Annotated in this window: 21 protein-coding genes; 19 read left to right on the top strand and 2 right to left on the bottom strand. The window is 62.8% G+C overall.

Features of this window, described 5'->3' with window-relative positions; all coding sequences use genetic code 11:
* Positions 1-140: 140 nt before the first annotated feature.
* Positions 141-1,814 carry a long-chain fatty acid--CoA ligase gene (locus tag AC07WT_RS18750; RefSeq protein ID WP_494948069.1) on the top strand — a complete coding sequence of 558 codons (1,674 nt, stop codon included), beginning with the start codon at positions 141-143 and terminating at the stop codon, positions 1,812-1,814.
* 193 nt (positions 1,815-2,007) lie between these two features.
* On the opposite strand, the gene AC07WT_RS18745 is transcribed toward AC07WT_RS18750, so the two are convergent.
* Positions 2,008-3,198 carry a porin gene (locus AC07WT_RS18745; protein ID WP_494948068.1) on the bottom strand — a complete coding sequence of 397 codons (1,191 nt, stop codon included), beginning with the start codon at positions 3,196-3,198 and terminating at the stop codon, positions 2,008-2,010.
* A 302-nt stretch (positions 3,199-3,500) separates the two neighbouring features.
* Here AC07WT_RS18745 and coq7 point away from each other — a divergent pair, with 302 nt between their 5' ends.
* The 18 genes from coq7 (at position 3,501) to lpxC (ending at position 24,009) form a co-directional block, all read left to right on the top strand.
* Entirely contained in the window at positions 3,501-4,133 is a 633-nt protein-coding gene (gene coq7 / locus AC07WT_RS18740; RefSeq protein ID WP_492594480.1) for a 2-polyprenyl-3-methyl-6-methoxy-1,4-benzoquinone monooxygenase, read from the top strand.
* Between the two features lie 412 nt (positions 4,134-4,545).
* The gene (mraZ, locus tag AC07WT_RS18735; protein WP_073431291.1) at positions 4,546-4,974 is read left to right on the top strand and encodes a division/cell wall cluster transcriptional repressor MraZ; all 429 of its coding nucleotides are present in this window, start codon (positions 4,546-4,548) and stop codon (positions 4,972-4,974) included.
* Positions 4,975-4,989: 15 nt separating this feature from the next.
* On the top strand, positions 4,990-5,943 hold the full coding sequence (rsmH, locus tag AC07WT_RS18730) for a 16S rRNA (cytosine(1402)-N(4))-methyltransferase RsmH (protein ID WP_494948067.1): 954 nt from the start codon (positions 4,990-4,992) through the stop codon (positions 5,941-5,943).
* Complete coding sequence (gene ftsL, locus AC07WT_RS18725) at positions 5,940-6,290, top strand: cell division protein FtsL (RefSeq protein WP_492594478.1); 351 nt, start codon at positions 5,940-5,942, stop codon at positions 6,288-6,290. Before rsmH ends, ftsL begins: the two co-directional genes overlap by 4 nt.
* Positions 6,287-8,152, top strand: a complete 1,866-nt coding sequence (locus AC07WT_RS18720) for a peptidoglycan D,D-transpeptidase FtsI family protein (RefSeq protein WP_494948066.1) — start codon at positions 6,287-6,289, stop codon at positions 8,150-8,152. Before ftsL ends, AC07WT_RS18720 begins: the two co-directional genes overlap by 4 nt.
* On the top strand, positions 8,149-9,696 hold the full coding sequence (locus AC07WT_RS18715; RefSeq protein ID WP_494948065.1) for a UDP-N-acetylmuramoyl-L-alanyl-D-glutamate--2,6-diaminopimelate ligase: 1,548 nt from the start codon (positions 8,149-8,151) through the stop codon (positions 9,694-9,696). The genes AC07WT_RS18720 and AC07WT_RS18715 overlap by 4 nt, the downstream gene beginning before the upstream one ends.
* On the top strand, positions 9,693-11,105 hold the full coding sequence (locus AC07WT_RS18710) for a UDP-N-acetylmuramoyl-tripeptide--D-alanyl-D-alanine ligase (RefSeq protein WP_494948064.1): 1,413 nt from the start codon (positions 9,693-9,695) through the stop codon (positions 11,103-11,105). The genes AC07WT_RS18715 and AC07WT_RS18710 overlap by 4 nt, the downstream gene beginning before the upstream one ends.
* Before the next feature lie 17 nt (positions 11,106-11,122).
* A complete protein-coding gene (mraY, locus tag AC07WT_RS18705) occupies positions 11,123-12,292 on the top strand; it encodes a phospho-N-acetylmuramoyl-pentapeptide-transferase (RefSeq protein WP_115099203.1) in 1,170 nt (389 codons plus the stop codon).
* A 23-nt stretch (positions 12,293-12,315) separates the two neighbouring features.
* Entirely contained in the window at positions 12,316-13,830 is a 1,515-nt protein-coding gene (murD, locus tag AC07WT_RS18700) for a UDP-N-acetylmuramoyl-L-alanine--D-glutamate ligase (RefSeq protein ID WP_492594474.1), read from the top strand.
* Positions 13,827-15,116 carry a putative lipid II flippase FtsW gene (gene ftsW / locus AC07WT_RS18695; protein ID WP_494948063.1) on the top strand — a complete coding sequence of 430 codons (1,290 nt, stop codon included), beginning with the start codon at positions 13,827-13,829 and terminating at the stop codon, positions 15,114-15,116. Before murD ends, ftsW begins: the two co-directional genes overlap by 4 nt.
* 121 nt (positions 15,117-15,237) lie before the next feature.
* Entirely contained in the window at positions 15,238-16,350 is a 1,113-nt protein-coding gene (murG, locus tag AC07WT_RS18690; protein WP_494948062.1) for an undecaprenyldiphospho-muramoylpentapeptide beta-N-acetylglucosaminyltransferase, read from the top strand.
* Entirely contained in the window at positions 16,347-17,750 is a 1,404-nt protein-coding gene (murC, locus tag AC07WT_RS18685) for a UDP-N-acetylmuramate--L-alanine ligase (RefSeq protein ID WP_494948061.1), read from the top strand. Before murG ends, murC begins: the two co-directional genes overlap by 4 nt.
* A 1-nt stretch (position 17,751) precedes the next feature.
* Positions 17,752-18,693, top strand: a complete 942-nt coding sequence (locus AC07WT_RS18680) for a D-alanine--D-alanine ligase (RefSeq protein WP_494948060.1) — start codon at positions 17,752-17,754, stop codon at positions 18,691-18,693.
* Between the two features lie 24 nt (positions 18,694-18,717).
* Positions 18,718-19,470, top strand: a complete 753-nt coding sequence (locus tag AC07WT_RS18675; protein ID WP_492594469.1) for a cell division protein FtsQ/DivIB — start codon at positions 18,718-18,720, stop codon at positions 19,468-19,470.
* 27 nt (positions 19,471-19,497) lie between these two features.
* On the top strand, positions 19,498-20,730 hold the full coding sequence (gene ftsA, locus AC07WT_RS18670; protein ID WP_494948059.1) for a cell division protein FtsA: 1,233 nt from the start codon (positions 19,498-19,500) through the stop codon (positions 20,728-20,730).
* A 123-nt stretch (positions 20,731-20,853) separates the two neighbouring features.
* Entirely contained in the window at positions 20,854-22,050 is a 1,197-nt protein-coding gene (ftsZ, locus tag AC07WT_RS18665) for a cell division protein FtsZ (RefSeq protein ID WP_408524967.1), read from the top strand.
* Positions 22,051-22,299: 249 nt separating this feature from the next.
* Entirely contained in the window at positions 22,300-22,803 is a 504-nt protein-coding gene (locus tag AC07WT_RS18660) for a peroxiredoxin (protein WP_494948058.1), read from the top strand.
* A gap of 288 nt (positions 22,804-23,091) precedes the next feature.
* The gene (gene lpxC / locus AC07WT_RS18655; protein ID WP_492594466.1) at positions 23,092-24,009 is read left to right on the top strand and encodes a UDP-3-O-acyl-N-acetylglucosamine deacetylase; all 918 of its coding nucleotides are present in this window, start codon (positions 23,092-23,094) and stop codon (positions 24,007-24,009) included.
* A gap of 79 nt (positions 24,010-24,088) precedes the next feature.
* Here the strand turns inward: lpxC and AC07WT_RS18650 are convergent, their stop codons facing one another.
* On the bottom strand, positions 24,089-24,574 hold the full coding sequence (locus AC07WT_RS18650; protein ID WP_492594465.1) for a DciA family protein: 486 nt from the start codon (positions 24,572-24,574) through the stop codon (positions 24,089-24,091).
* Positions 24,575-24,831: the final 257 nt, after the last annotated feature.

The following is a 24,831-nucleotide window of genomic DNA, read 5'->3' as shown; positions in this document are numbered from 1 at the left end:
TCGAAGAATCACGCCGCTGCCGCCCACAACCGGTTCGAGGCCGGAGTCTAACCCGGCCGTTTTTCGCGAATAGCAAAGGGGTCCGCATGCTACGATGCGTTTTTAGCACGACCATTCGAAAATAAAGGAGGAGACACTGCATGGAAAAAATCTGGCTGAAATCTTATCCGCCCGGCATTCCGGCAGAGATCGATCCGACCCGTTATTCGTCCGTCGCTGAACTACTCGAAGAAGCTTTCCGCGAGCATCGCGCCAAACCGGCGTTCGTCTGCATGGGCAAAGAGATCAGTTACGGCGAGCTCGACACGCTCTCGAGCAAGCTGGGTGCGTGGTTTCAGTTGAAGGGTATGGCCCGCGGCGCGCGCATCGCGATCATGATGCCGAACGTGCTGCAATATCCGGTCGCGATTGCCGCGATCTTGCGCGCGGGCTACGTGGTCGTGAACGTGAATCCGCTCTATACCCCGCGCGAACTCGAGCATCAGCTCAAGGACAGCGGCGCGGAAGCGATTATCCTGCTCGAAAACTTCGCCGTCACGCTGGAGGCGATTGTCCGCAATACGTCGGTCAAGCACGTCGTTGTCGCCGCGATGGGCGATCTAATGGGCGTGAAGGGCGCCGTTGTGAACTTCGTCGTGCGGCGCGTGAAGAAGATGGTGCCGGCGTGGAGTCTGCCGGGGCATGTCAAATTCAACGCGGCAATCGCCGAGGGCGGCCGTCAGAGCTTCAAGCCGGTCAAGCAAGGTCCGGACGATGTTGCGTTCCTGCAATACACGGGCGGCACGACCGGCGTGGCCAAGGGCGCAACGCTGCTGCATCGGAACCTGATTGCCAACGTGCTGCAGTCGGAAATCTGGCTCGATCCGGTCCGAGCGAACCGCACTGACATCGATCAATTCATCACCGTCGTCGCGTTGCCGCTCTATCACGTGTTCGCGCTGACGGTTTGCGGTCTGCTGACGATTCGCACCGGCGGTCTTGGCGTGCTGATTCCGAATCCGCGCGACATCCCCGGCATGATCAAGTCGCTGCAAGGCTATCCGATCACGACGATTCCTGCCGTCAACACGCTGTATAACGCGCTTCTGAACAGTCCGGACTTTCACAAGCTCGACTTTTCGAAGCTGATCGCCGCAAATGGCGGCGGTATGGCGGTGCAGGAAGCGGTCGCCAAGCGCTGGTACGAGCATACGCATACGCCGATCATCGAAGGGTACGGTTTGTCGGAGACGTCGCCATGCGTGACCTGCAATCCGGTCACCGTCACCGAATACAGCGGCACGATCGGTTTGCCGCTGCCGTCGACCGAAATCTCGATTCGCGACGACGAAGGCAACGAAGTGCCGCTCGGCCAGCCGGGTGAAATCTGCATCCGCGGTCCCCAGGTGATGGCGGGATACTGGAACCGGCCGGACGAAACGGCCAAGGTCATGACGCTGGATGGCTTCTTCAAATCGGGCGACGTCGGCTTGATGAACGAAGGCGGCTTCGTCAAGATCGTCGATCGCAAGAAGGACATGATCCTGGTGTCCGGCTTCAATGTTTATCCGAACGAAATCGAGGATGTGGTGGCGAAGCTGCCAGGCGTGTTCGAAGTCGCTGCGGTCGGTGTGCCGGATCAGCACTCGGGCGAAGCGGTGAAGCTGTTCGTCGTGAAGAAGGACCAGGCGCTTACTGATGCGGACATTTTCGCGTACTGCAAGCAACAACTGACCGGCTACAAGCGGCCGAAGATCATCGAATTCCGCGCGGAACTGCCGAAGAGCAACGTCGGCAAGATTCTGCGCAGGGAGTTGCGCGACGGCCGTGCCTAACAACACCGGCGCGAAGTAAGGCAGCTAAAGCAAAGCAACACAGCGCAACTCAGAAAAAAGGCCCGGCAGACGACAGTCTGCCGGGCCTTTCCCTTTGAGCCGCCGCCTCGACACAAGCAAGCCAGCCGGTGCGCTTGCCATAAAAAAAGGCGCCCGAAGGCGCCTTTGAGGCAAACTGCTTTATTACGACTTATTAGAACTTGTGGCGGATACCGACGCGAGCCGCGAGCTGGTTCTGGTTCGACGAACCCGACAGGCCGTTGATGCCTGCATGAGCGTCCACCACAGTACCGCTCGTATTCAACGTCGAGCCCAGAGCGTGTTGGTACACGCCAATAACGTAGACGTCGGTGCGCTTGGACAGGAAGTAGTCCACGCCGACCGAGCCTTGGTGGTATTGAGCACGCGATGCACCAGCGATGTCCGCACCGCGGGTGTAGTCGTATGCAGCGCCGACCAGCAATGCCGGGGTCAACTGATACTTGAAGTTGACTTCCGCGTTGTTGAACGTAGCCGATTGACCCTTGTACGGCGATGCGAACGAAGCACCCAGGTTTGCGAAGCGGATGTTCGAGTACGTCAAACCGACCGTTGCGGCGCCGAACGTGTACGCACCACCCGCACCGATCACCTGGTACGTGTTAGCCGAAGCGAAGCCAGCGTAGACCGGCGACGACACGGCGAAGTCCGGTCCCGTAGCCTTCACCGTGTTCGACGCGATCGTGCCGCCGTTGTTGAACAGGCCACCCGAAGCTGCCGGGGTGCGCGCGTTCAAGTAACCGGCGCCGAGGACGAGAGGACCGTTGTTGTAGCCAACGCCCAACGACCAGATCTGGTTGCCGCTGAAGTTGCCTGCCTGGCCGCCGAAGCTGTACGTGCCGCCAAACTTGAGGCCGTTGTAGTCAGCGCTCGTGTACTTGACCGTGTTGTTGGTGCGGTACGCGTTGTTGAAGTTGTCGATGTCGCCCGGGTGAGCAGCGATGTAGCCGCCCCATTGGTCACCGGCTTCCAGCGGACCGACGTAGTCGACGACGGAGTCGTACTGACGACCCAGCGTGACCGTGCCGAACTGGCTCGACAGACCGACATAAGCTTGACGGCCGAACATCAGGCCGCCTTGACCCAGCTTGCCGTTGTTCACGTCAAAGCCGTTTTCCAACACGAAGATCGCCTTCAGACCGCCGCCCAGATCTTCCGCGCCGCGCAGGCCGAAACGCGAGCCTTGCAGAACGCCGCTGGACAGGTTGTAAAGGTGCTGGCCCTTAGCGTTGGTGTTGATGTTGAAGCCTTCGTCAATGATACCGTACAGGGTCACGCTGCTCTGCGCATGAGCGACGCCTGCAAATGCGCCCAGTGCTGCGAGAGCGAGAAGCGACTTTTTCATCGAATGATCTCCAAGAATTACGAATCTTTTGTACAAGGCGAATATTTATGTTGCGTTGAGGCCTTGCTGTGCAACTTCGCGAGAAGTTGCACGTAATGTAACAAAAGGCATACATGGCACAAAGAAAAAGGAGACGGCGACGAGCGCTCCTGTTTCGTTTACGCAACATGGTCTAAAATCCCAAATTGGCCGCTAAATTCGTTCGGGTACGAAGTCTTCGCGAGTCCGGTTTTGTGCCGCAAAGCCTTGTCGAGTGGACCTGTCAGTGCGGTGGGGCGGTTGTTGAATCACGGGAGTGCTGCATGTTTCTGGACGAATTGATTAGCGAATTTGATCGGGGTTTACGCTCAATGACGGGCGTATCGCGGATGAGCCGTCCGTTGCCGGTTCCGCAAGAATCGGCGGCCGAGGCCGTGGAACTCTCGCCGGCGGAACGCGCGCACGCGGCCGGCTTGATGCGGGTGAACCATGTCGGCGAGGTGTGTGCCCAGGCGCTTTATCAGGCTCAGAAACTGGCTACGAAGTCGCCGTCTTTGCGCGCGGTCTTCAATCACGCGGCGATCGAAGAAGAGGACCATCTGGCGTGGACCGCAAAGCGCCTTCAGGCGCTCGATTCGCGTCCTAGCCTGTTGAACCCGCTTTGGTACACCGGCGCGTTGGCAATCGGCCTGGCAGCAGGTCGTATGGGTGATCGCGTCAGTCTTGGCTTTATGGCGGAAACCGAGCGCCAGGTGGAACAGCATCTGGATAGCCATCTGGATGAATTGCCCGCAGCCGATCTCGAGTCGCGCGCGATCGTCGAACAGATGCGCGTGGACGAAGCGGAGCACGGTAAATCAGCGATGGACGCAGGCGGCGTCGAGTTGCCGTTGCCGGCGCGCGCGCTGATGCGCGCAGTGTCGAAGGTGATGACCCGCACGGCCTATTACATATAGGTTGGGCGCCTCAACTCACACCATCATTTCGACGTGGGACGGCGCACTACGCGCCGTCTGCCAGAATCGCCGAAAACGGCAGCAAACATCGTCCAATCCCGCCTGACAGTCTCTTACATTCCGCGCCTTTCCCCCGCACTTTTCACGTATCACCTTCACAAGTTGCACTAGCTCATTCATTTATAACGGTTTTCCGTTTTATGTCTGATGTGAAGGAGTCGCGCTAAGTCCTTGTTCTAACAAACAAATTTCGCTCGAAAAGCGCGCTTCTCCCTTGACCCCTGTTTAGCGTTCCTCTAAAGTGGGAGACAGTGTGAGAAAGTGTATTTTTGTGTGATCTCACGGGCGGTTTCGGGTAGATTTTGATAGATCGGGCAGCCGGCGCTAAAGCGTCGTATGAGGGGAGAGCGAAGTGTTCCAAGGGGCGTCGGCGCTGACGCTCGATGCGAAAGGGCGGATGTCGATTCCCTCTCGTTATCGGGATGCGCTGCAGACACAGGCAGAAGGCCGGGTGACGATCACCAAGCACCCGGACGGCTGCCTGTTGCTCTTTCCACGTCCTGAATGGGAGATCTTCCGCGAGAAGGTCGGCAATCTGCCCATGAACGCAACCTGGTGGCGCCGCATTTTCCTTGGCAACGCAATGGACGTCGACATGGACGGCGCGGGTCGCGTGCTCGTGTCGCCAGAGTTGCGCATGGCCGGTTCGCTGGAAAAAGAAGTGACCCTGCTCGGCATGGGACGTCACTTCGAGTTGTGGGACGCACAAACTTACGCCGCGAAGGAACAGGCGGCGATCGCCGAGGGCATGCCCGAAGCGTTAAAGAATTTCACGTTCTGATCGCGGCATACATATATGGCACCTGCGATGGGAAACGAATTGCAGCATCGCACGGTGCTGCTGGAAGAAGCGGTCAATGCGCTGGTGACGCGCGCGGACGGCGTTTATGTGGACGGCACCTTCGGGCGCGGCGGTCATAGCCGTCTGGTGTTGGAGCGGCTGAGCGAGTCGGGGCGTCTGATCGCGTTCGACAAAGACCCGCTCGCCATCGCCACGGCGCAGCAGATTGCGGATCCGCGCTTTGGCATCGTGCACGAGAGTTTTGCTTCACTGCGAGACGCAATCGCGGAGCGCGGGGTAGGGCGGTTGTCGGGCGTTTTACTGGATCTGGGCGTGTCGTCGCCGCAAGTCGACGATCCGGAGCGGGGTTTCAGCTTCCGCGCCGACGGCCCGCTCGACATGCGGATGGACCCGACGCGCGGCGAGTCTGCCGCTGACTGGCTGGCGCGGGCCACGGTGCAGGAACTGACGGAGGTAATACGAGATTATGGGGAAGAACGGTTTGCTTTTCAGATTGCAAAGGCGCTTGTTGCTCGCCGGGCAGAGTCCGACCGTCTTGGGCCTCTCGTCAGCACGGGCGAGCTTGCCCAAATCGTGGCTAACGTCGTCAAAACCCGTGAGAAGGGCAAGGATCCGGCAACCCGCACCTTTCAAGCTATACGGATTCACATCAATCAAGAGCTTGCGGAGCTGCAAGTCGTTTTAGAAGCAGCGTTGTCGCTGTTGGAGCAAGGGGGGCGGCTGGTGGTCATCAGCTTTCATTCGCTCGAGGACCGGATCGTCAAACGATTCATGCAGGCGCACGCCAGTACGCCTGCGGTCGATCGCCGTCTGCCGATTCGAGCAGTCGATCTGCCGAGCCCTCCGCTCAAAATCATCGGCCGCGTGTTCGCGAGCGACGCTGAAGTCGCCGCGAATCCGCGCGCCCGTTCTGCCGTGATGCGTGTGGCGGAGCGGATTGCGCCATGAATCGCCTCAATATCTTCCTGCTGATCATCGTGATGGGCTGCGCCTTGTCTGTCGTCAACGCCACCAATCAGCAGCGTCAGATCTTTATCCAGTTGCAGCGTGCTCAATCGCAGGAGCGTCAGTTGCAGCAGGACTATTCGCAGCTTCAATATCAGCAGAGCGCGCTGTCGAAGACCTCGCGCATCGAGCAGATCGCCACGGCCTCGCTGAAAATGCAGTCGGTGAGCACCGGCCGCACCCAATACCTGACGCTCGATCCGGGCGCTGCCAAGGCTGCTGACGCACCGATCCCGACTTCCGATCCGGCGTCGGCGCCGCTCACGACCCGTCGCGGAGGCGCGCGATGAAAAAATCGTCGGCTCGCAAGAGCGTGGCCTTCTCGGCGAATCCCATCCTGTCGGTGCGACTGCCGATGTGGCGCTCGAAACTTGTCGTGTTCCTGCTGTTCATGGCGTTCGTCGCGCTGACCGCGCGCGCCTTCTGGATTCAGGGGCCGGGCAACGCGTTCTATCTGAAGCAGGGTGAGATCCGCTATCAGCGCCGGCTCGAGCTGCCGGCCACGCGCGGCAAGATTCTCGACCGCAACGGTCTTGTGCTCGCCACGAGTCTGCCGGTGCGCGCTATCTGGGCGATTCCCGAATCGGTGCCGGACGATCTCGGCGCGGACAAGCTGACCGCGCTCGGCAAGCTGCTCGGCATGACCAATAAGGAACTGCGCGCCAAGCTGTCGGAAGACAAGACCTTCGTCTACGTGAAGCGCCAGGTGCCGGTCGACGTCGCCGCGCAGGTCACCGCGCTCGACATCCCCGGCATTTATGCGCGCGACGAGTACAAGCGCTTCTATCCGGAAGGCGAGATCACGGCTCACCTGATCGGCTTTACGAACGTCGAAGACGAGGGCCAGGAAGGCGTCGAACTCGGCGACCAGAAGCTGCTGGCCGGCATGTCGGGCAGCCGCCGGGTGATCAAGGACCGGATGGGCCACATCATCGAAGATGTGGACGAACAGGTCGTGCCGCACAACGGCAAGGACGTCGACCTGTCGATCGACAGCAAGATCCAGTACATCGCCTATACGAACCTGAAAGCGGCCGTCGAGAAATTCAAGGCGAAAGCCGGCGCCGCGATGGTGATCGACGTGCGTACCGGCGAAGTGCTGGCGCTCGTCAATTACCCGACGTACAACCCGAACGACCGTTCGCACCTGACCGGCGATCAGTTGCGCAACCGTATCCTGACCGACACCTTCGAGCCGGGCTCGATCATGAAGCCGTTCACGGTGTCGCTCGCGCTCGATCTGCACCGCGTGTCGCCGACTACACTGGTAGATACGGGGCCGGGCCGCTTTGTGCTCGACGGCGCGCCGATCACCGACGACAGCGCGTTCGGCGTGCTGACGGTGGGCGGTGTGATCCAGAAGTCGAGCAACATCGGCGCGACGAAGATCGCGATGCAGCTCAAGCCCGAAGAGATGTGGAACATGTACACCAGCATCGGTCTCGGCCAGGCGCCGAAGGTCGGCTTTCCAGGCGCGGCGGCGGGCCGTCTGCGTCCGTGGAAGAGCTGGCGCCGGATCGAGCAGGCCACCATGTCGTACGGCTACGGCTTGTCGGTGTCGCTGTTCCAGCTGGGCCGCGCGTATACCGCGATCGCGCATGACGGCGAGATCATGCCGGTGTCGATTTTCCGCACGCCTGGCGATCTGCCGGCGACTGGGCCGCAAATCTTCGCGCCGACCACCGCGCGCGAAGTGCGAGCGATGCTCGAAACCGTGACGGCGCCGGGCGGCACATCGCCGGATGCGGCCGTGCCGGGCTACCGCGTAGGCGGCAAGAGCGGTACCGCGTACAAGCACGGCGCTCACGGCTACGACCATTCGAAGTACCGCGCATCGTTCGTCGGCATGGCGCCGATGCCGAATCCGCGCATCGTCGTGGCCGTTTCGGTCGACGAACCGACTGCGGGCAGCCACTTCGGCGGTCAGGTGTCGGGTCCGGTGTTTTCGGCGATCGTCGGCGATACGCTGCGCTCGTTGAATGTGCCGCCGGACATGCCGGTCAAGCAGATGGTGGTGTCGGACGATTCGGCGCCGGCTGCGCAAACCGCAGCGCCGACAGCCGCAACGGCGAAGAAACTTTCCACCAGCGGCGGCGCGAAGAAAATGACGATCGCCGCCAACGCGAAAAGCCATCCCGGAGTGGAGCGATGAGCGCGCTGCGTCAGACGCATCCGGCGCACCGGCAGATCGTCGACGCCTTGACCTGGCTGCACGCCCGCGTGCGGCCAGACGCGCATCTGCACGCCGACACGCGCTCGCTCGCCGCGGGCGATGCGTATTTCGCCTACGCGGTCGACGGCGCGGACAACCGCCCGTTCATCGGGGGCGCGATCGAGCGCGGCGCGGCGGCGGTGCTGGTTCAGCCGGAAGGTTTCAGCGGCGTGATCGATCCGGTTACGACGCTGGCCGTACCGGCGCTGAACGAACTGGCGGGCCAGATCGCGAGCGCCTGGTACAAGAATCCGAGCGACGCGATGCTGGCCATCGGCGTCACCGGCACCAACGGCAAGACCTCGTGCAGCCAATGGATCTCGGCGGCGCTGACCGCGCTCGGCACGCGCTGCGCGATCATCGGCACGCTCGGCACCGGTTTGCCGGGTCAACTCGTGCACACTGGCTTTACGACGCCCGACGCGCCGCAGCTTCAGCGCAGTCTCGCGCAACTGCGCGCCGCGGGCGCTCAAGCCGTGGCGATGGAGGTGTCGTCGCACGCGCTGCATCAAGGCCGCGTGAACGGCACCGCCTTCGATATCGCCGTGTTCACGAATCTCACGCAAGATCACCTCGACTATCACGGCACGCTCGAAGCCTACGAAACCGCGAAGGCGCGTCTGTTTGTGTGGCCGGAGCTGCGTGCCGCGGTGATCAACCGTGACGACGCGGCCGGCCGCCGCCTGCTCGCCAGCGCGAAAGGCCATGCACGCACGATCGCCTACGGTCTCGACGAAGCGCTCGAAGACGCGCCGCAGGCCGATGCGTTGCTCACGGCCTCGAACGTGCGCGCCACCGCCACCGGCACTGCATTCCATCTGACCACGTCGGATTGGGGCAGCGCCGAAGTCGAAGTCCAAACGCTCGGCGCGTTCAACGTCAGCAATCTGCTCGGCGTGCTCGGCGCGTTGCTCGCCGCGGACGTCCCGTTCGACGCCGCGCTCGCCGAACTGGCGAAGCTCGAGCCGGTAAACGGCCGCATGCAGCGTCTGGGCGGCCGCTTGCAGAACGACGAACCGCTTGTCGTGATCGATTACGCGCACACGCCGGACGCGCTGGAAAAGACTCTGGAAGCACTGCGCCCGATGGCGGCTGCACGTGGCGGCGAACTGATTTGCATGTTCGGCTGCGGCGGCGACCGCGACGCGACCAAGCGTCCGTTGATGGGCACGATTGCCGAGAGGCTCGCCGACGGCGTCGTCGTGACCAGCGACAACCCGCGCAGCGAAGATCCGCAAGCGATCATCGAACAGATTGCCGCCGGCATGAAAGACGCGTCGAAGGCACGCTGTATCGAGGACCGCGCGAGCGCGATCCTGCAAGCGGTCCGCGGCGCCGCGCGCGAAGACGTCATCCTGCTGGCGGGCAAAGGGCACGAAGCAACACAGGAAATCATGGGTAAGAAACGCGCTTTCTCCGATCAGGACCACGCTCGCCTCGCGCTCGCGTCGCGTGCGACGCACACACGCGGAGGTGGCGAATGACGATGTTCTCGCTGCGCGAAGCCGCCGCGCTGATTCCCGGCGCCACCGTACTTGGAGACGGGAGCGTCGCGTTCGAGCGCGTGTCGACCGATAGCCGCAGTGCCGGTCCGGGCGATCTGTTCGTCGCGTTGAAGGGTGAGCGTTTCGATGCGCACGACTTCCTGCCGGACGTTGCGTCGCGCAACGTCACGGCCGCATTGGTCGCGCGCAGTCCCAGCGACTGGCGTCTCCCCGCCTTGCGCGTGGCCGATACCCGCGTTGCGTTGGGCGCGCTTGCACGCGGCTGGCGCCGCAAGTTCAGCGCGCCGCTCGTCGCGGTGACGGGCAGCAACGGCAAGACGACGGTCAAGGAAATGATCGCGTCGATTTTCGCCGCTGCGGTTGGCGCGGATGCTCGCCTCGCGACCGCGGGCAATTTCAATAACGACGTCGGCCTGCCGCTGACGCTGTTCCGCCTGAACGCCGCGCATCAACTGGCGGTGGTCGAGCTAGGCATGAACCATCCGGGCGAAACCTCCGTGCTTGCAAAGATCGCCGAGCCGACCGTCGCGGTCGTGAACAACGCGCAGCGCGAGCATCAGGAATTCATGGCGACGGTCGAAGCAGTCGCGCTCGAACACGCAAGCGTGATTCACGCGCTGTCCCCGGAAGGCGTCGCCGTGTTCCCGGCTGACGATGCCTACGCGAGCATCTGGCGCGTCGCCGCAACCGGCAACCGGATCGTCGATTTCGCGTTGAACTCAGATGACCGCGCGACCGAAGCCGCGGTAACGGGTACGTTCGTCGGCAATCTTCTGAGCATCGACACGCCGGAAGGCCATATCGACGTCACGTTGCAGGTGCTAGGCAACCACAACGCACACAACGCGCTGGCCGCGACCGCAGCGGCGCTCGCCGCAGGCGTTTCGCTCGACGCGATCAAGCGCGGTCTCGAATCGTTCGGCGCCGTGAAGGGTCGTTTGCAGGTGAAGCGCGCCGCGCTCGGCACGCTCGCCGGTGCAACCGTGATCGACGACACCTATAACGCGAACCCCGACTCGATGCGCGCCGCAATCGACGTGCTCGCGTCGCAAGCCTTGCCGCGCGTGCTGGTGATGGGCGACATGGGCGAAGTCGGCGACAACGGTCCGGCGTTTCATCGCGAGATCGGTGCATACGCGAAAGAACGCGGGATCGACGCGCTGTACGCACTGGGCGACGCCTCGCGCGACGCCTGCACCGCGTACGGCGCCAACGCGCATCACGTCGCCGATGTCGGCACGCTGATCGCGCAATTGCAGCAGGCCGGTTTCGGTCCTGCTGCAACGCTTCTCGTGAAAGGCTCGCGCTTCATGCAAATGGAGCGCGTGGTGGACGCCGTAACGAGTCCACAACCCAACGCAGCGGGCAATGCGCCCGCCGCACATTGAAATAGAAGGACCGAAGCATGCTACTGGCGCTGGCGCAATGGCTGCAGAATGACGCAAGCTTCTTGCGCGTGTTCAGTTATCTGACTTTCCGCGCGGTGATGGCAACCATCACCGCGCTGCTGATCGGGCTCGTCTGTGGCCCGTGGGTGATTCGCAAGCTGACCGCGATGAAGGTCGGCCAGGCCGTGCGCAAGGACGGCCCGCAAACGCACCTCGTCAAATCCGGTACGCCGACCATGGGCGGCGTGCTGATTCTGCTCGGTATCGCCGTGGCGACGCTGTTGTGGGCCGATCTGACCAACCGCTTCATCTGGATCGTGATGCTCGTCACGTTCGGTTTCGGCGTGATCGGCTGGGTCGACGATTACCGCAAGGTGGTCTACAAGGATCCGCGCGGCATGTCGTCGCGTGAAAAGTATTTCTGGCAGTCGGTGATCGGTTTGTTCGCTGCCGTTTATCTGGCTTTCAGCGTGTCCGAAGCCAGCAATGTGCGCGTGTTCGACCTGTTCATGGCGTGGGTGCGCAGCGGCTTGTCGATGGGCTTGCCGGCGCGCGCCGACCTGATGCTGCCGTTCGTCAAATCGATCAGCTATCCGCTCGGCGTATGGGGCTTCATCGTGCTGACCTATCTGGTGATCGTCGGCGCGAGCAATGCGGTGAATCTCACCGACGGTCTCGACGGCCTCGTGATCATGCCGGTCGTGCTGGTCGGCGCGTCGCTCGGCGTATTCGCGTATGTGATGGGCAGCTCGGTCTACTCGAAATACCTGCTGTTTCCGCATATCGCCGGCGCCGGCGAACTGCTGATTTTCTGCTCGGCGATGGGCGGAGCGGGACTCGCATTTCTATGGTTCAACACGCACCCGGCGCAGATGTTCATGGGCGACGTCGGCGCGCTGGCGCTCGGCGGCGCGCTTGGCACGGTCGCGGTGATCGTGCGTCAGGAAATCGTGCTGTTCATCATGGGTGGCATTTTCGTTGCGGAGACGCTCTCCGTGATGTTGCAGGTTGCGTGGTTCAAGTTCACCAAGCGCCGTTTCGGTGAAGGGCGGCGGCTCTTCAAGATGGCGCCGCTGCATCACCATTTTGAATTGTCGGGTTGGAAGGAAACGCAGGTGGTCGTGCGTTTCTGGATCATCACGCTGATGCTGTGTCTGTTCGGTTTGTCCACGCTCAAGTTGCGTTAAGCGGTATTTAGGGGAAGCAGGCGATGTTTGGCGAGAAGTTTCGGGATCGGCAAAAGCCGATGGTGCTCGTGCTGGGACTGGGTGAATCCGGTCTCGCGATGGCGCGCTGGTGCGCGCGGCACGGCTGTCGGCTGCGTGTGGCCGATACGCGCGAGGTGCCGCCGAACCTGTCCGCGCTCGAAGCGCACGGTGTCGACGCCGATTTCGTCGGCGGCCCGTTTTCGCCGGTGCTGCTCGAAGGCGTTGAACTGCTTGCGATCAGCCCGGGTTTGTCGCCGCTCGCCGCCGATCTGCTGCCGCTGATCTCGGCGGCGCGTGAGCGGGACATTCCTGTGTGGGGCGAACTCGAGTTCTTCTCGCAAGCGCTGAAGACGCTCGGCGAGAGCGGTTACGCGCCGAAGGTGATCGCGATCACCGGCACCAATGGCAAGACCACCACGACGAGCCTGACTGGCCTGCTGTGCGAACGCGCCGGCAAGAAGGTCGCCGTGGCGGGCAACATCAGCCCGGCCGCGCTGGACAAGCTGACCGAAGCGATCGACAACACCGCGTTGCCCGACGTGTGGGTGCTCGAGTTGTCCAGCTTCCAGCTGGAAACCGCGCACACGTTTAGACCCGACGCTGCGGTCATTCTGAACATCACCCAGGATCACCTGGACTGGCACGGCGGCCTCGATGCATATGCCGCTGCGAAGGGCCGCATCTTTGGTACACAAACCGTGCGCGTGCTGAATCGCGACGACGCGCGCGTGATGGCGCTCGCGCCTTCCGTGGACGGCGACGCTGAAGTGATCACCTTCGGCGTCACCGAGCCGAAGAACGACGGCGACTACGGTCTGCTGCGCGACAACGGCATCGTGTGGCTGGTCGAAGCGCACGATCGCGACGCGAGCGACGAGCCGCAGCCGAAGCGCCGTCGCAAGAACGAAACGGTCGCGCCGCCGAGCATCGCGCTCAAGCGTCTGATGCCTGCCGACGCCTTGCGTATTCGCGGTCTGCACAATGCCGCGAACGCGCTCGCCGCGTATGCGTTGGCGCGTGCGATCGGTCTGCCGGGCGCGCCGCTGCTGCACGGCCTGCGTGAATACCGCGGCGAGCCGCATCGGGTGGAATTGATCGCATCGATCGAAGGCATCGATTACGTCGACGACAGCAAGGGGACGAATGTCGGCGCGACGGTTGCCGCGCTCGATGGCCTCGCGCAACGCGCGGTGCTGATTGCCGGCGGAGACGGCAAGGGCCAGGATTTCGAGCCGCTCGCCGAGCCGGTGATGCGCTGGTGCCGAGCCGTGATGCTGATCGGCCGCGACGCGCCGCAGATTCGCACCGCGCTCGAACATACCGGCATCGCGCTGAGCGATCACGCCACGCTCGAAGAAGCCACGCGCGCCGCGACGGCATTGGCGCAACCGGGCGACGCCGTGCTGCTGTCGCCGGCTTGCGCGAGTTTCGACATGTTCAAGGGTTACGCGCATCGTGCGGCGGTGTTCCGCAGCACGGTGGAAGACATCGCTGCCGAACGGGGGACGATGATATGAGCTGGTCGGAACGCTTCGGGTCGCGCCTCGCCGGGTCACGTGCCGGTCAAGGCGATGCAGGCAGCTCAGGCCACATGGGCCGCACGTCCGGCCGCACCGGCAGCAGCGGTCTCGCGAGCGCCGTCAACGGCGTGCGTCCGCTGCGCTCGCGGATGCTCGACTACGATCACTCGTTGCTGTGGGTGGTCGTCGCGTTGCTCGGCCTCGGTGTCGTGATGGTGTATTCGGCGTCGATCGCGATGCCCGATTCGCCGAAGTACGCGTCGTATCGCGATTACGCGTTCCTCGTGCGGCAGATCATTTTCGTGGTGATGGGCTCGGTGATCGGCGTCGTATCGTTCCGCATCCCGATCTCGACGTGGGACAAGTACGCGCCGAAGCTCTTCCTGATTTCGCTGGTCGCGCTGGTGATCGTGCTGATTCCGCACATCGGCAAGGGCGTGAACGGCGCGCGCCGCTGGATTCCGCTAGGCATCACGAACATGCAGCCGTCGGAAATCATGAAGCTCGCCGTGACGATCTACGCGGCGAACTACACGGTGCGCAAACAGGAGTACATGCACAGCTTCGCCAAGGGCTTTTTGCCGATGGCGGTGGCGGTGGGGCTCGTCGGCGCGTTGCTGCTGCTCGAGCCGGACATGGGCGCGTTCATGGTGATCGCCGCGATCGCGATGGGCCTGCTGTTTCTGGGCGGCGTGAACGGCAAGCTGTTCGGCGGCCTCGTAGCGACGGCGGTGGGCACGTTCAGCTTGCTGGTGTGGGCATCGCCGTGGCGTCGAGAGCGGATCTTCGCCTACCTCGATCCGTGGGACGACCGTTACGCGCAAGGCAAGGCTTATCAATTGACGCACTCGCTGATCGCGTTCGGCCGCGGCGAGTGGTTCGGCGTGGGTCTCGGCGGCAGCGTCGAGAAGCTCAACTACCTGCCGGAGGCGCACACCGACTTCATCCTCGCGGTGATCGGCGAAGAGCTGGGTTTCGTCGGCGTGCTGGTGGTGATCCTGATGTTCTATTGGATCGTGCGCCGCTCGTTCGAGATCGGTCGTCAGGCGCTCGCGCTCGACCGCACGTTTGCGGGGCTGGCGGCGAAGGGCGTCGGCATCTGGTTCGGCGCGCAGACCTTCATCAACATGGGTGTGAACCTCGGCTTGCTGCCGACCAAGGGTCTCACGTTGCCGCTCGTCAGCTACGGCGGCTCGGGCATCGTGCTGAACTGCGTCGCGGTGGCGGTGCTGATGCGGGTGGATTATGAAAATCGTGTGTTGATGCGTGGGGGGAAGGTATGACCGCCATGCAGCAACACACGATTTCGGCGAAGGCTAACTTCGAGCGCAACGCGCGCGAAGTTAAGCGCAGCGGCCGGAGCCAAAACGCGTTGTCATTCGTGTTGATGCGTGGGGGGAAGGTATGACCGCTCTGCCGCAACGCACACTGATGGTGATGGCCGGCGGCACCGGGGGACACGTGTTCCCGGGGCTCGCGGTCGCGCACCTGATGCAGGCGTGGGGCTGGAAGGTGGTCTGGCTCGGCAATCCCGCAGGCATGGAAGCGACGCTGGTGCCGAAACATGGCATCCCGATGGAATACGTGCGCTTCGGCGGCCTGCGCGGCAAGGGCATAAAGACCAGGCTGATGCTCCCGCTGAATCTGCTGCGCGCCTGCATGCAAAGCCTGAGCGTGCTGCGTCGCGTGAAGCCGGACGTCGTGCTCGGCATGGGCGGTTACATCACGTTTCCGGCGGGTCTGATGACCGCGTTGAGCGGCCGTCCACTCGTGCTGCATGAACAGAATTCGATTGCGGGTCTCGCGAACAAGGTGCTCGCGAAACTCGCCAAACGCGTGCTGGTTGCGTTCCCGAACACGCTGCCGCACGGCGAGTGGACCGGAAACCCGATTCGTGCGGAACTTGCGCACGCAATTGCACCCAAAGCACGCTACGCGCAGCGCAGCGGTCCGCTGAATGTGCTGGTGGTAGGCGGCAGTCTGGGCGCTGCGGCATTGAACGAAGTGGTGCCGCGAGCGGTTGCGCGGCTCACGCCGAACGAGCGTCCGCGCATCGTGCATCAGGCGGGCGCGAAGCATATCGACGCGCTGCGTGACAACTATGCGGCAGCCGGTTTGCAAACCGACGTGCAGCTCATGCCGTTCATCGACGACATGGCGAGCGCTTACGCGAACGCTGATCTGGTGATCTGCCGTTCGGGCGCGATGACGGTGTCCGAGATTTCAGCGGTGGGCGTGGCGGCATTCTTCGTGCCATTCCCGTTTGCAGTAGACAATCACCAAACAACTAATGCAGCGTTCCTCGCCGACCACGGCGCGGCGCTGCTCGTGCAGCAACGCGATCTGTCGGCGGAAAAGCTCGCCGACTGGTTGCGCAGCCAGACGCGAGAGACCCTCGCGGAGATGGCGGAGCGTTCGCGCTCGCTCGCGAAACCCGACGCCACCGAACAGGTTGCGCAGATTTGCGCGACCGTGGCGGGTTGGACCCCGAGCCCGAGCCTGGAAGGAAAGCAATGAAACACATCGTCAAACACATTCACTTTGTCGGCATCGGCGGTGTCGGCATGAGCGGCATCGCAGAGGTGCTGGTCAATCTCGGCTATCAGGTGAGCGGCTCGGATCTCACGAGCAACCCGGTTACCGATCGTCTCGCCGCGCTCGGCGCGCGGATCGCGATTGGCCACGCGGCCGAGAACATCGAAGGCGCGAACGCGGTGGTCGTCTCGACCGCGGTGCGCAGCGACAACCCGGAAGTGCTGGCCGCGCGCCATCGCCGGATTCCGATCGTGCCGCGTGCCGTGATGCTCGCGGAACTGATGCGCCTGAAGCAAGGCATCGCGATTGCCGGCACGCACGGCAAGACCACGACCACCTCTCTGGTGGCGAGCGTGCTGGCGGCCGGCGGCCTCGATCCGACTTTCGTGATCGGCGGCCGCCTGATCAGCGCGGGCGCGAATGCGCGGCTCGGTACGGGCGACTTCATCGTCGCCGAAGCGGACGAGTCGGATGCATCGTTCCTGAACTTGTTTCCGGTGATCGAAGTCATCACGAACATCGACGCCGATCACATGGACACCTACGGCCATGACTTCGCGCGGCTCAAGCAGGCGTTCATCGAATTCACGCATCGCCTGCCGTTCTACGGAATCGCGGTGCTGTGCGTCGACGATCCGAACGTGAAGGAAATCCTGCCGTTCGTGTCGAAGCCGATCATCCGCTACGGCTTCGCGCCGGATGCGCAAGTGCGCGCGGTCAACGTCGAAGCGCGCGACGCCAGGATGCATTTCACGGCAATGCGCGAAGACGCTCCGCCGATCGACATCGTGCTGAACCTGCCGGGCGAGCACAACGTGCAGAACGCTTTGGCCGCCATTGCCATTGCGACTGAACTTGAAGTGAAAGATGCCGATATCCAGCGAGCGCTGGCGGATTTCAACGGCGTGGGCCGGCGCTTCCAGCGCTACGGCGAAGTGCCGGTCGTGTCGGAAGGCAAGGCTGCCGGCGCGTACACGCTGGTCGACGACTACGGCCACCACCCGGTCGAAATGGCGGCCACGGTGGCGGCGGCGCGCGGCGCGTTTCCGGGGCGGCGTCTGGTACTGGCGTTCCAGCCGCACCGCTTTACGCGCACGCGCGATTGCTTCGAAGATTTTGTGAAGGTGCTGTCGACGGTCGATGCACTCGTGCTGACCGAAGTCTATTCGGCCGGCGAAGCGCCGATCGTCGCCGCGGACGGCCGCGCGTTGGCGCGGGCGTTGCGAGTGGCGGGCAAGGTCGAGCCGGTGTTTGTCGATACGGTGGATGAAGTGCCGGACGCGCTTTCAGCAGTGGTGCGCGACGGCGATGTGGTGATCACGATGGGCGCGGGTTCGATCGGCAGTGTGCCGGGCCGCCTCGCGCAAGAAACGAAGGTGTGAGATGAGCGGTATCGACCCCAAACAATTCGGCAAAGTGGCAGTGCTGCTCGGTGGCGATTCCGCCGAGCGCGAGGTGTCGCTCAATTCCGGCCGCCTCGTGCTGCAAGGTTTGCGCGACGCCGGTATCGACGCGCATCCGTTCGACCCGGCCGAGCGTCCGCTCGCCGCGTTGAAGGATGAAGGCTTCGTGCGGGCGTTCAATGCGCTGCATGGCGGCTATGGCGAGAACGGCCAGATCCAGGGCGCGCTCGATTTTTACGGCATCCGCTACACGGGTAGCGGCGTGCTCGGTTCGGCGCTCGGCTTGGACAAATTCCGCACCAAGCTCGTGTGGCAGCAACTCGGCATTCCGACGCCGCCGTTCGAAGCCGTGCTGCGTGGCGACGACTACGAAGCGCGCGCGAAAGACATCGTCGCGAAGCTCGGCTTGCCGCTCTTCGTGAAGCCGGCGAGTGAAGGTTCGAGCGTCGCGGTCATCAAGGTGAAGAGCGCCGATGCACTGCCCGCAGCGCTGATCGAAGCGGTCAAGTACGACAGGATCGTCGTGGTCGAGAAGAGCATCGAAGGCGGCGGCGAGTACACCGCGTGCATCGCCGGCGATCTCGATCTGCCGGTGATCCGTATCGTGCCGGCCGGCGAGTTCTACGACTACCACGCGAAGTACATCGCCAACGACACGCAGTACCTGATTCCGTGCGGTCTCGCGTCGGACGAGGAGCAGCGTTTGAAGGCACTGGCGCGCCGCGCTTTCGACGTGCTCGGCTGCACCGATTGGGGCCGCGCCGATTTCATGCTGGACGCGGAGGGCAATCCGTATTTCCTCGAAGTGAACACGGCGCCCGGCATGACCGATCACTCGCTGCCGCCGAAGGCGGCGCGTGCGGTGGGCATCAGCTATCAGGAACTGGTTGTCGGCGTGTTGGCGCTGACGCTTAAGGACTAACCGGGGCGACCCGAAAGCAACACCATGTGGAACAACGTTCGCCAGCTCAATCTCGCCGCCAACGCATTGCACGCGTTGCTGGTGCTCGTGCTGCTGGCGGCAGGCGGTTACTGGCTGATCCAGCGTCCGAATTTCGCGCTGCGCGAAATCCAGATCGACGGCGACACCGAGCACATCAATTCGCCGACGGTGCGCGCCGGCGTAGTCGGACGCTTGAAGGGCAACTTTTTCACGGTGGATCTCGACGTCGCGCGTCAGGCGTTCGAACAGATGCCGTGGGTGCGTCACGCGAGCGTGCGGCGCGTCTGGCCGAATGCGCTGGCTGTCACGCTCGAGGAGTACAAACCGCTGGGGACGTGGGGCAGCGATCAGCTGGTGAGCGTCGACGGCGAGCTGTTCACCGCGAACCAGGGCGAGCTCGACGAAGCGCTGCCCGCATTCGACGGCCCGGACGGCACGGCAAAGGAAGTCGTCGCGCGGTATCGCGACTTCAAGAAGTGGTTTGCGCCTTTGGGCGCGACGCCAGATGAAGTGACGCTGTCGCCGCGCTACGCGTGGACGGTGAAACTGTCGAACGGCACGCAGGTGGAACTGGGGCGCGAACGCAATCAGGACACGCTGCTCGATCGCAGCCGGCGCCTGACTGCGGCGTGGAACGCGGTGACGCAACGTTGGGGAAAGGATATCGAGTATGCGGACTTGCGCTATCCGAACGGTTTCGCGATTCGTGCCGCTGGCATGCGCTTTATCAGCGAACCCGACAAGGGCAAGAAGTAAACGGACATCACACGCAATGAGCACGCTATGAGTAAAGACTATAAAGATCTGCTGGTCGCCCTCGACATTGGGACGGCGAAGGTGGTGGCCATCGTCGCCGAACTGAAAGGCGAAGGTCACTACGAGGTGATCGGACTCGGCCAGAGCGAATCGAAGGGGCTCAAGAAAGGCGTCGTGGTGAACATCGAGGCCACCGTGCAGTCTATTCAGCGCGCACTCGAAGAGGCCGAGCTGATGGCCGACTGCAAGATCACCAACGTATTTACCGGGATCGCCGGCAGCCATATCCGCAGCTTCAATTCGAGCGGCATGGTGGCGATCAAGGAGAAGGAAGTCACGCAGACCGACGTGGCGCGCGTGATCGAGACGGCCAAGGCGATCAACATCCCGACCGATCAGCAGGTGCTGCACATCCTGACGCAGGAATTCATCATCGACGGCCAGGAAGACGTGCGCGAGCCGATCGGCATGAGCGGTATTCGTCTCGAAGTGAAGGTGCACATCGTGACCGGCGCGGTGAGCGCGGCGCAGAACATCGTGAAGTGCGTGCGCCGCTGCGGGCTCGAAGTGAACGATCTGATCTTGCAGCCGCTGGCGTCGTCGCTGGCGGTGCTGACGGAAGACGAAAAAGAACTCGGCGTGGTGCTGGTCGATATCGGCGGCGGCACGACGGACATCGCGATTTTCAGCGAAGGCGCGATTCGCCACACGGCGGTGATTCCGATCGCCGGCGACCAGATCACGAGCGACATCGCGATGGCCTTGCGCACGCCGACGCCGGACGCGGAAGACATCAAGGTCGATTACGGCATCGCCAAGCAGGCGCTGGCTGATCCGGACGAGATGATCGAAGTGCCGGGTCTGGGTGAGCGCGGTCCGCGCACGCTGTCGCGCCAGGCGCTCGCAGCGGTGATCGAGCCGCGCGTCGAAGAACTGTTTTCGCTCGTGCAGCAGGTGGTGCGCGAGTCGGGTTACGAGGAACTGCTGAGCTCCGGCGTGGTGCTGACCGGCGGCGCGTCGATGATGCTCGGCATGGTCGAGCTCGGCGAGGACATTTTCCTGAAGCCGGTGCGCATCGGCGTGCCGGAATACGCGGGCGGTCTTGCGGACGTGGTGCGTAACCCGCGGTATTCGACGGCGATGGGTCTGCTCTTCGAAGGACGCTCGCAACGGATGCGCGGCCGCAAGGTCGCGGTGCAGTCGGGGTCGATGGGACAAGTCTTCTCGCGAATGAAGGACTGGTTCCTCGGCAACTTCTAAAGATTACGACTCAGTTTACGAAATACGCGCTGGTGCCGGCGGCTGGCGCGCGACAGGGGGTTGCCCGATCTCCTGCCGAATAACGGCCGAGTGGCTGCAATTTTTTATCTTGACGGAGGCAACATGGAATTCCAGATGCTGGAAACCGAAACGAACGGCACCATCATCAAGGTGGTCGGAGTAGGTGGCGCTGGCGGCAATGCCGTTCAGCACATGATCAACAAGGGCGTACAAGGCGTCGACTTCATCGTGATGAATACGGACGCCCAGGCATTGTCGCGTTCGCGTGCAACTGCGGTGATCCAGCTCGGCAATACGGGGCTTGGCGCTGGCGCCAAGCCGGAAATGGGCCGCGCGGCAGCAGAAGAAGCACGTGAGCGCATCGCCGACGCACTGCGTGGCGCGCACATGGTGTTCATCACCGCGGGCATGGGTGGCGGCACGGGTACGGGAGCCGCGCCGGTGGTCGCGCAGATCGCCAAGGAAATGGGTATCTTGACTGTTGGTGTGGTCAGCAAGCCGTTCGAATTCGAAGGCGGCAAGCGCATGCGTGTGGCAGAAGCGGGTTCGCAGCAACTGGAGGATCACGTCGACTCGCTGATCGTCGTTCTGAACGACAAGCTGTTCGAGGTGATGGGCGATGACGCCGAGATGGACAAGTGCTTCCAATGCGCCGACGACGTTCTGAACAACGCAGTAGCGGGTATCGCTGAAATCATCAACGTCGACGGTCTGGTGAACGTCGACTTCGAAGACGTGAAGACGGTGATGGGCGAGCAGGGCAAGGCGATGATGGGCACGGCGACGGTTGCCGGCGTCGATCGCGCGCGTCTGGCCGCCGAGCAGGCTGTCGCCAGCCCGCTGCTGGAAGGTGTGGATCTGTCGGGCGCGCGTGGCGTGCTGGTCAACATCACGTCGAGCCGTTCGCTGCGTCTGTCGGAAACGCGCGAAGTGATGAACACCATCAAGAGCTACGCTGCAGAAGACGCAACCGTGATCTTCGGCGCGGTGTACGACGATGCAATGGGCGACGCGCTGCGCGTGACGGTCGTGGCAACGGGTCTGGGCCGTGCGGCGAAGAAGCAGCAATCGGCACCGATGACGCTGCTGCGCACCGGCACGGACAACCAGCCGATCAGCACGATGCAACACGCTGCCTACGCACCGTCGCACGCCAGCACCGCCGATTACGGCGCGCTGGATACGCCGGCAGTGTGGCGCACGTCGCGCGATACGGCGGCTTCGCACGTGCAGGCGCTGCAGGAAAAGGGCGTCGATACGTACGACATTCCGGCGTTCCTGCGCAAGCAGGCGGACTGAGCGCGCGAGCAGGCTTTCGCTGCGGCGCGGTCTTCCAGCGCCTGCAGACGAATGCACGAGCGTGGCGGGTGAACGGCAAACAGGCCGCGTATCGTCAGATTCGCGGCAAGGACAAGTGCCCTCTTCGGATTCGCGAAGCGGATTGGGCGGCTGTCGCCGGACGGTGGAGCCTTCAATCGGGCATCTGCTGCATTTCACTGCGACACGACAACGTGCGAGCGTGCTTCGCATCGATGCAAAGGACTGAGCATGATTCAAGTGGGTGAAAAGCTGCCCGACGCGACGCTCTTCGAGTTTGTCGAAGACGCGCGGGCGGGTTGCACGATCGGACCTAACAGCTTCGACGTGCGCGAGCAGACGGCGGGCAAGCGTGTGGTGATCTTCGGGTTGCCGGGCGCGTTCACGCCGACCTGTTCGGCCAAACATGTACCGGGTTACGTCGAGCACGCCGAGCAGTTGCGCGCTCTTGGCATCGACGAAATCTGGTGCGTGTCCGTCAACGACGCGTTCGTAATGGGCGCGTGGGGACGCGATCTGCACGCCTCGGGCAAGGTGCGCATGATGGCGGACGGCAGTGCGGCTTTTACACGAGCGCTCGGTCTCGAGCAGGATTTGTCGGCGCGCGGCATGGGAATCCGTTCCCAGCGCTACGCGATGGTGGTCGACGACGGCGTGGTCAAGACGTTGAACGTCGAGGCTGCCGGCAAATTCGAAGTCAGCGATGCAGGGAGTATCCTCGCTGCGTTGAGCTAGTTGCTGTGCGTCGATGCCTTCGCTTTGGACCTGCGCTGTAAGTGCGTTGTAGCAGGGCAACGGAGAATAAGACGCTTTTGTGACAGGCCGTTACGCGGGCCGATGACCGGGAACGCCTCCGTTCCGGCCATCGGCCCGTCACGCTTTCCCTGACGGGCGCCCGTCGAGTAATGCAACGAAACAGATTGATACGTTCCGCGTTAAGACGCTCCTTAGGGTATTGGAGTATAATTCGCGCTATGGAATAAAAAGTCCCGATTGGGATTTTCAATCGAATAGAAGATCACCATGTTGAAGCAGCGCACTATCAAATCGATCGTCAAGACAGTCGGCATCGGCCTGCACTCTGGCCGTAAAGTCGACCTGACGCTTCGCCCGGCGGCGCCGGACACCGGCATCGTGTTTTCGCGCGTGGATTTGCCCACGCCGGTGGACATTCCCGCGTCGGCGATGGCGATTGGCGACACCCGCCTCGCTTCCGTTTTGCAGAAAGACGGCGCGCGCGTGTCGACGGTCGAGCATTTGATGTCCGCATGCGCGGGTCTCGGCATCGACAACCTGTATGTCGATGTCACAGCCGAAGAAATCCCGATCATGGACGGCAGTGCAGGGTCCTTCGTGTTTCTGATTCAATCGGCCGGCATCGAAGAACAGAACGCGGCGAAGAAATTCATCAAGGTTACCAAGCCGGTCGAAATTCGCGACGGCGACAAGTTCGCGCGCCTCGACCCGTATTTCGGTTTCAAGCTCAAATTCACGATCGATTTCCGTCACCCGGCTGTCGATAAGACCGGCCAGGCGCTGGAAGTGGATTTCGCCAATACGTCGTACGTGCGTGAAATTGCCCGGGCGCGCACGTTTGGCTTTGCGCATGAAGTGGAAACGATGCGTGAGCTCGGTTTGGCACGCGGCGGCAGCATGGATAACGCGATCGTGCTGGACGAATACCGCATTCTGAACAACGACGGCCTGCGTTACGACGACGAATTCGTGAAGCACAAGATGCTCGACGCAATCGGCGATCTGTACGTGGTCGGCCATCCGCTGCTGGCTTCGTATACGGCGTACAAGTCGGGCCACGGCCTGAACAATGCGCTGCTGCGCGAACTGCTGGCGCATGAAGACGCGTACGAAATTGTCACCTTCGACGACACCCAGAAGGCTCCGCGCGGCTTTGCGTACGAGACGCAGACAGCGTTTGCCTAACGTCTTGGGTCTTCGGCGCAGATTTTCCGAAGCGAACGGATGAAAAATAAGCGGCCCTTCTGGGCCGCTTATTTTTTGTTCAGCGATTTCTCCGATGCCGCGCGGCCATTTTCGCCAACGCCTCCTGCAATGGCGACGGTGCGAGCGATTCGGAGAGCGCGTGCAAGGCGTCCGCGCCAGCAGGCGTCATGCGTGCCTGCTTGACCGGCGGCGGTTCCTTGGCGGGTTGCGGCCGCACGCGAATCCGCAACGCATTGACCGGCCAGCCGCGCTGCTGCAGATCGGACAACAGCCGTGGCTCGAGATGCCGCAGGCGTGCCGCCAGCGCGTTGTGTCCGGCAAACAGGGCCAGTACGCCTTCCTTAATGAAGCCCGGCTCGACGCTGGTTGCCAGATAGTCGGGCAGCAATTCGCGCAGATCCCTTTCGAGCGCAGCAATCTGCTCGACGCCCGCGCGCAGGGCCGCGAATGCGTCGGTGCGATTGAGCACTTCGGCGACGGGCTGCGGGCGGCGCGCCTTGAACTGCTTGGGCGGCGGCCTTGAAAAGGACGGAAAACGGCTCATGTTTGATCGTGACGGCATGTTCGCGCCCAATGCGCGTTCACGCCGCGATTGTACCGCGCAGGATGCACGCGGACCCACCCCGATGCGTGCCGTCAGAGGACGCTGCGGCGGGCTTCGGATGCCATGCTGCCGTCGCACGGCTGACACAGGCGCGGGCGGGGGCGCGTGCTAAAATGCCCGATTCGAATTCACTCTTGGACTAAGCCGCCGAGGCATTTCCGACCCCGGAGCGCACGTGCATGAACTGCACGCCGCGA

The organism is Paraburkholderia sp. GW821-FHT02A12 (assembly GCF_059422005.1).
Note: the sequence above shows the minus strand (reverse complement) of the source record. Positions and strands in the feature narration are given on the sequence as shown.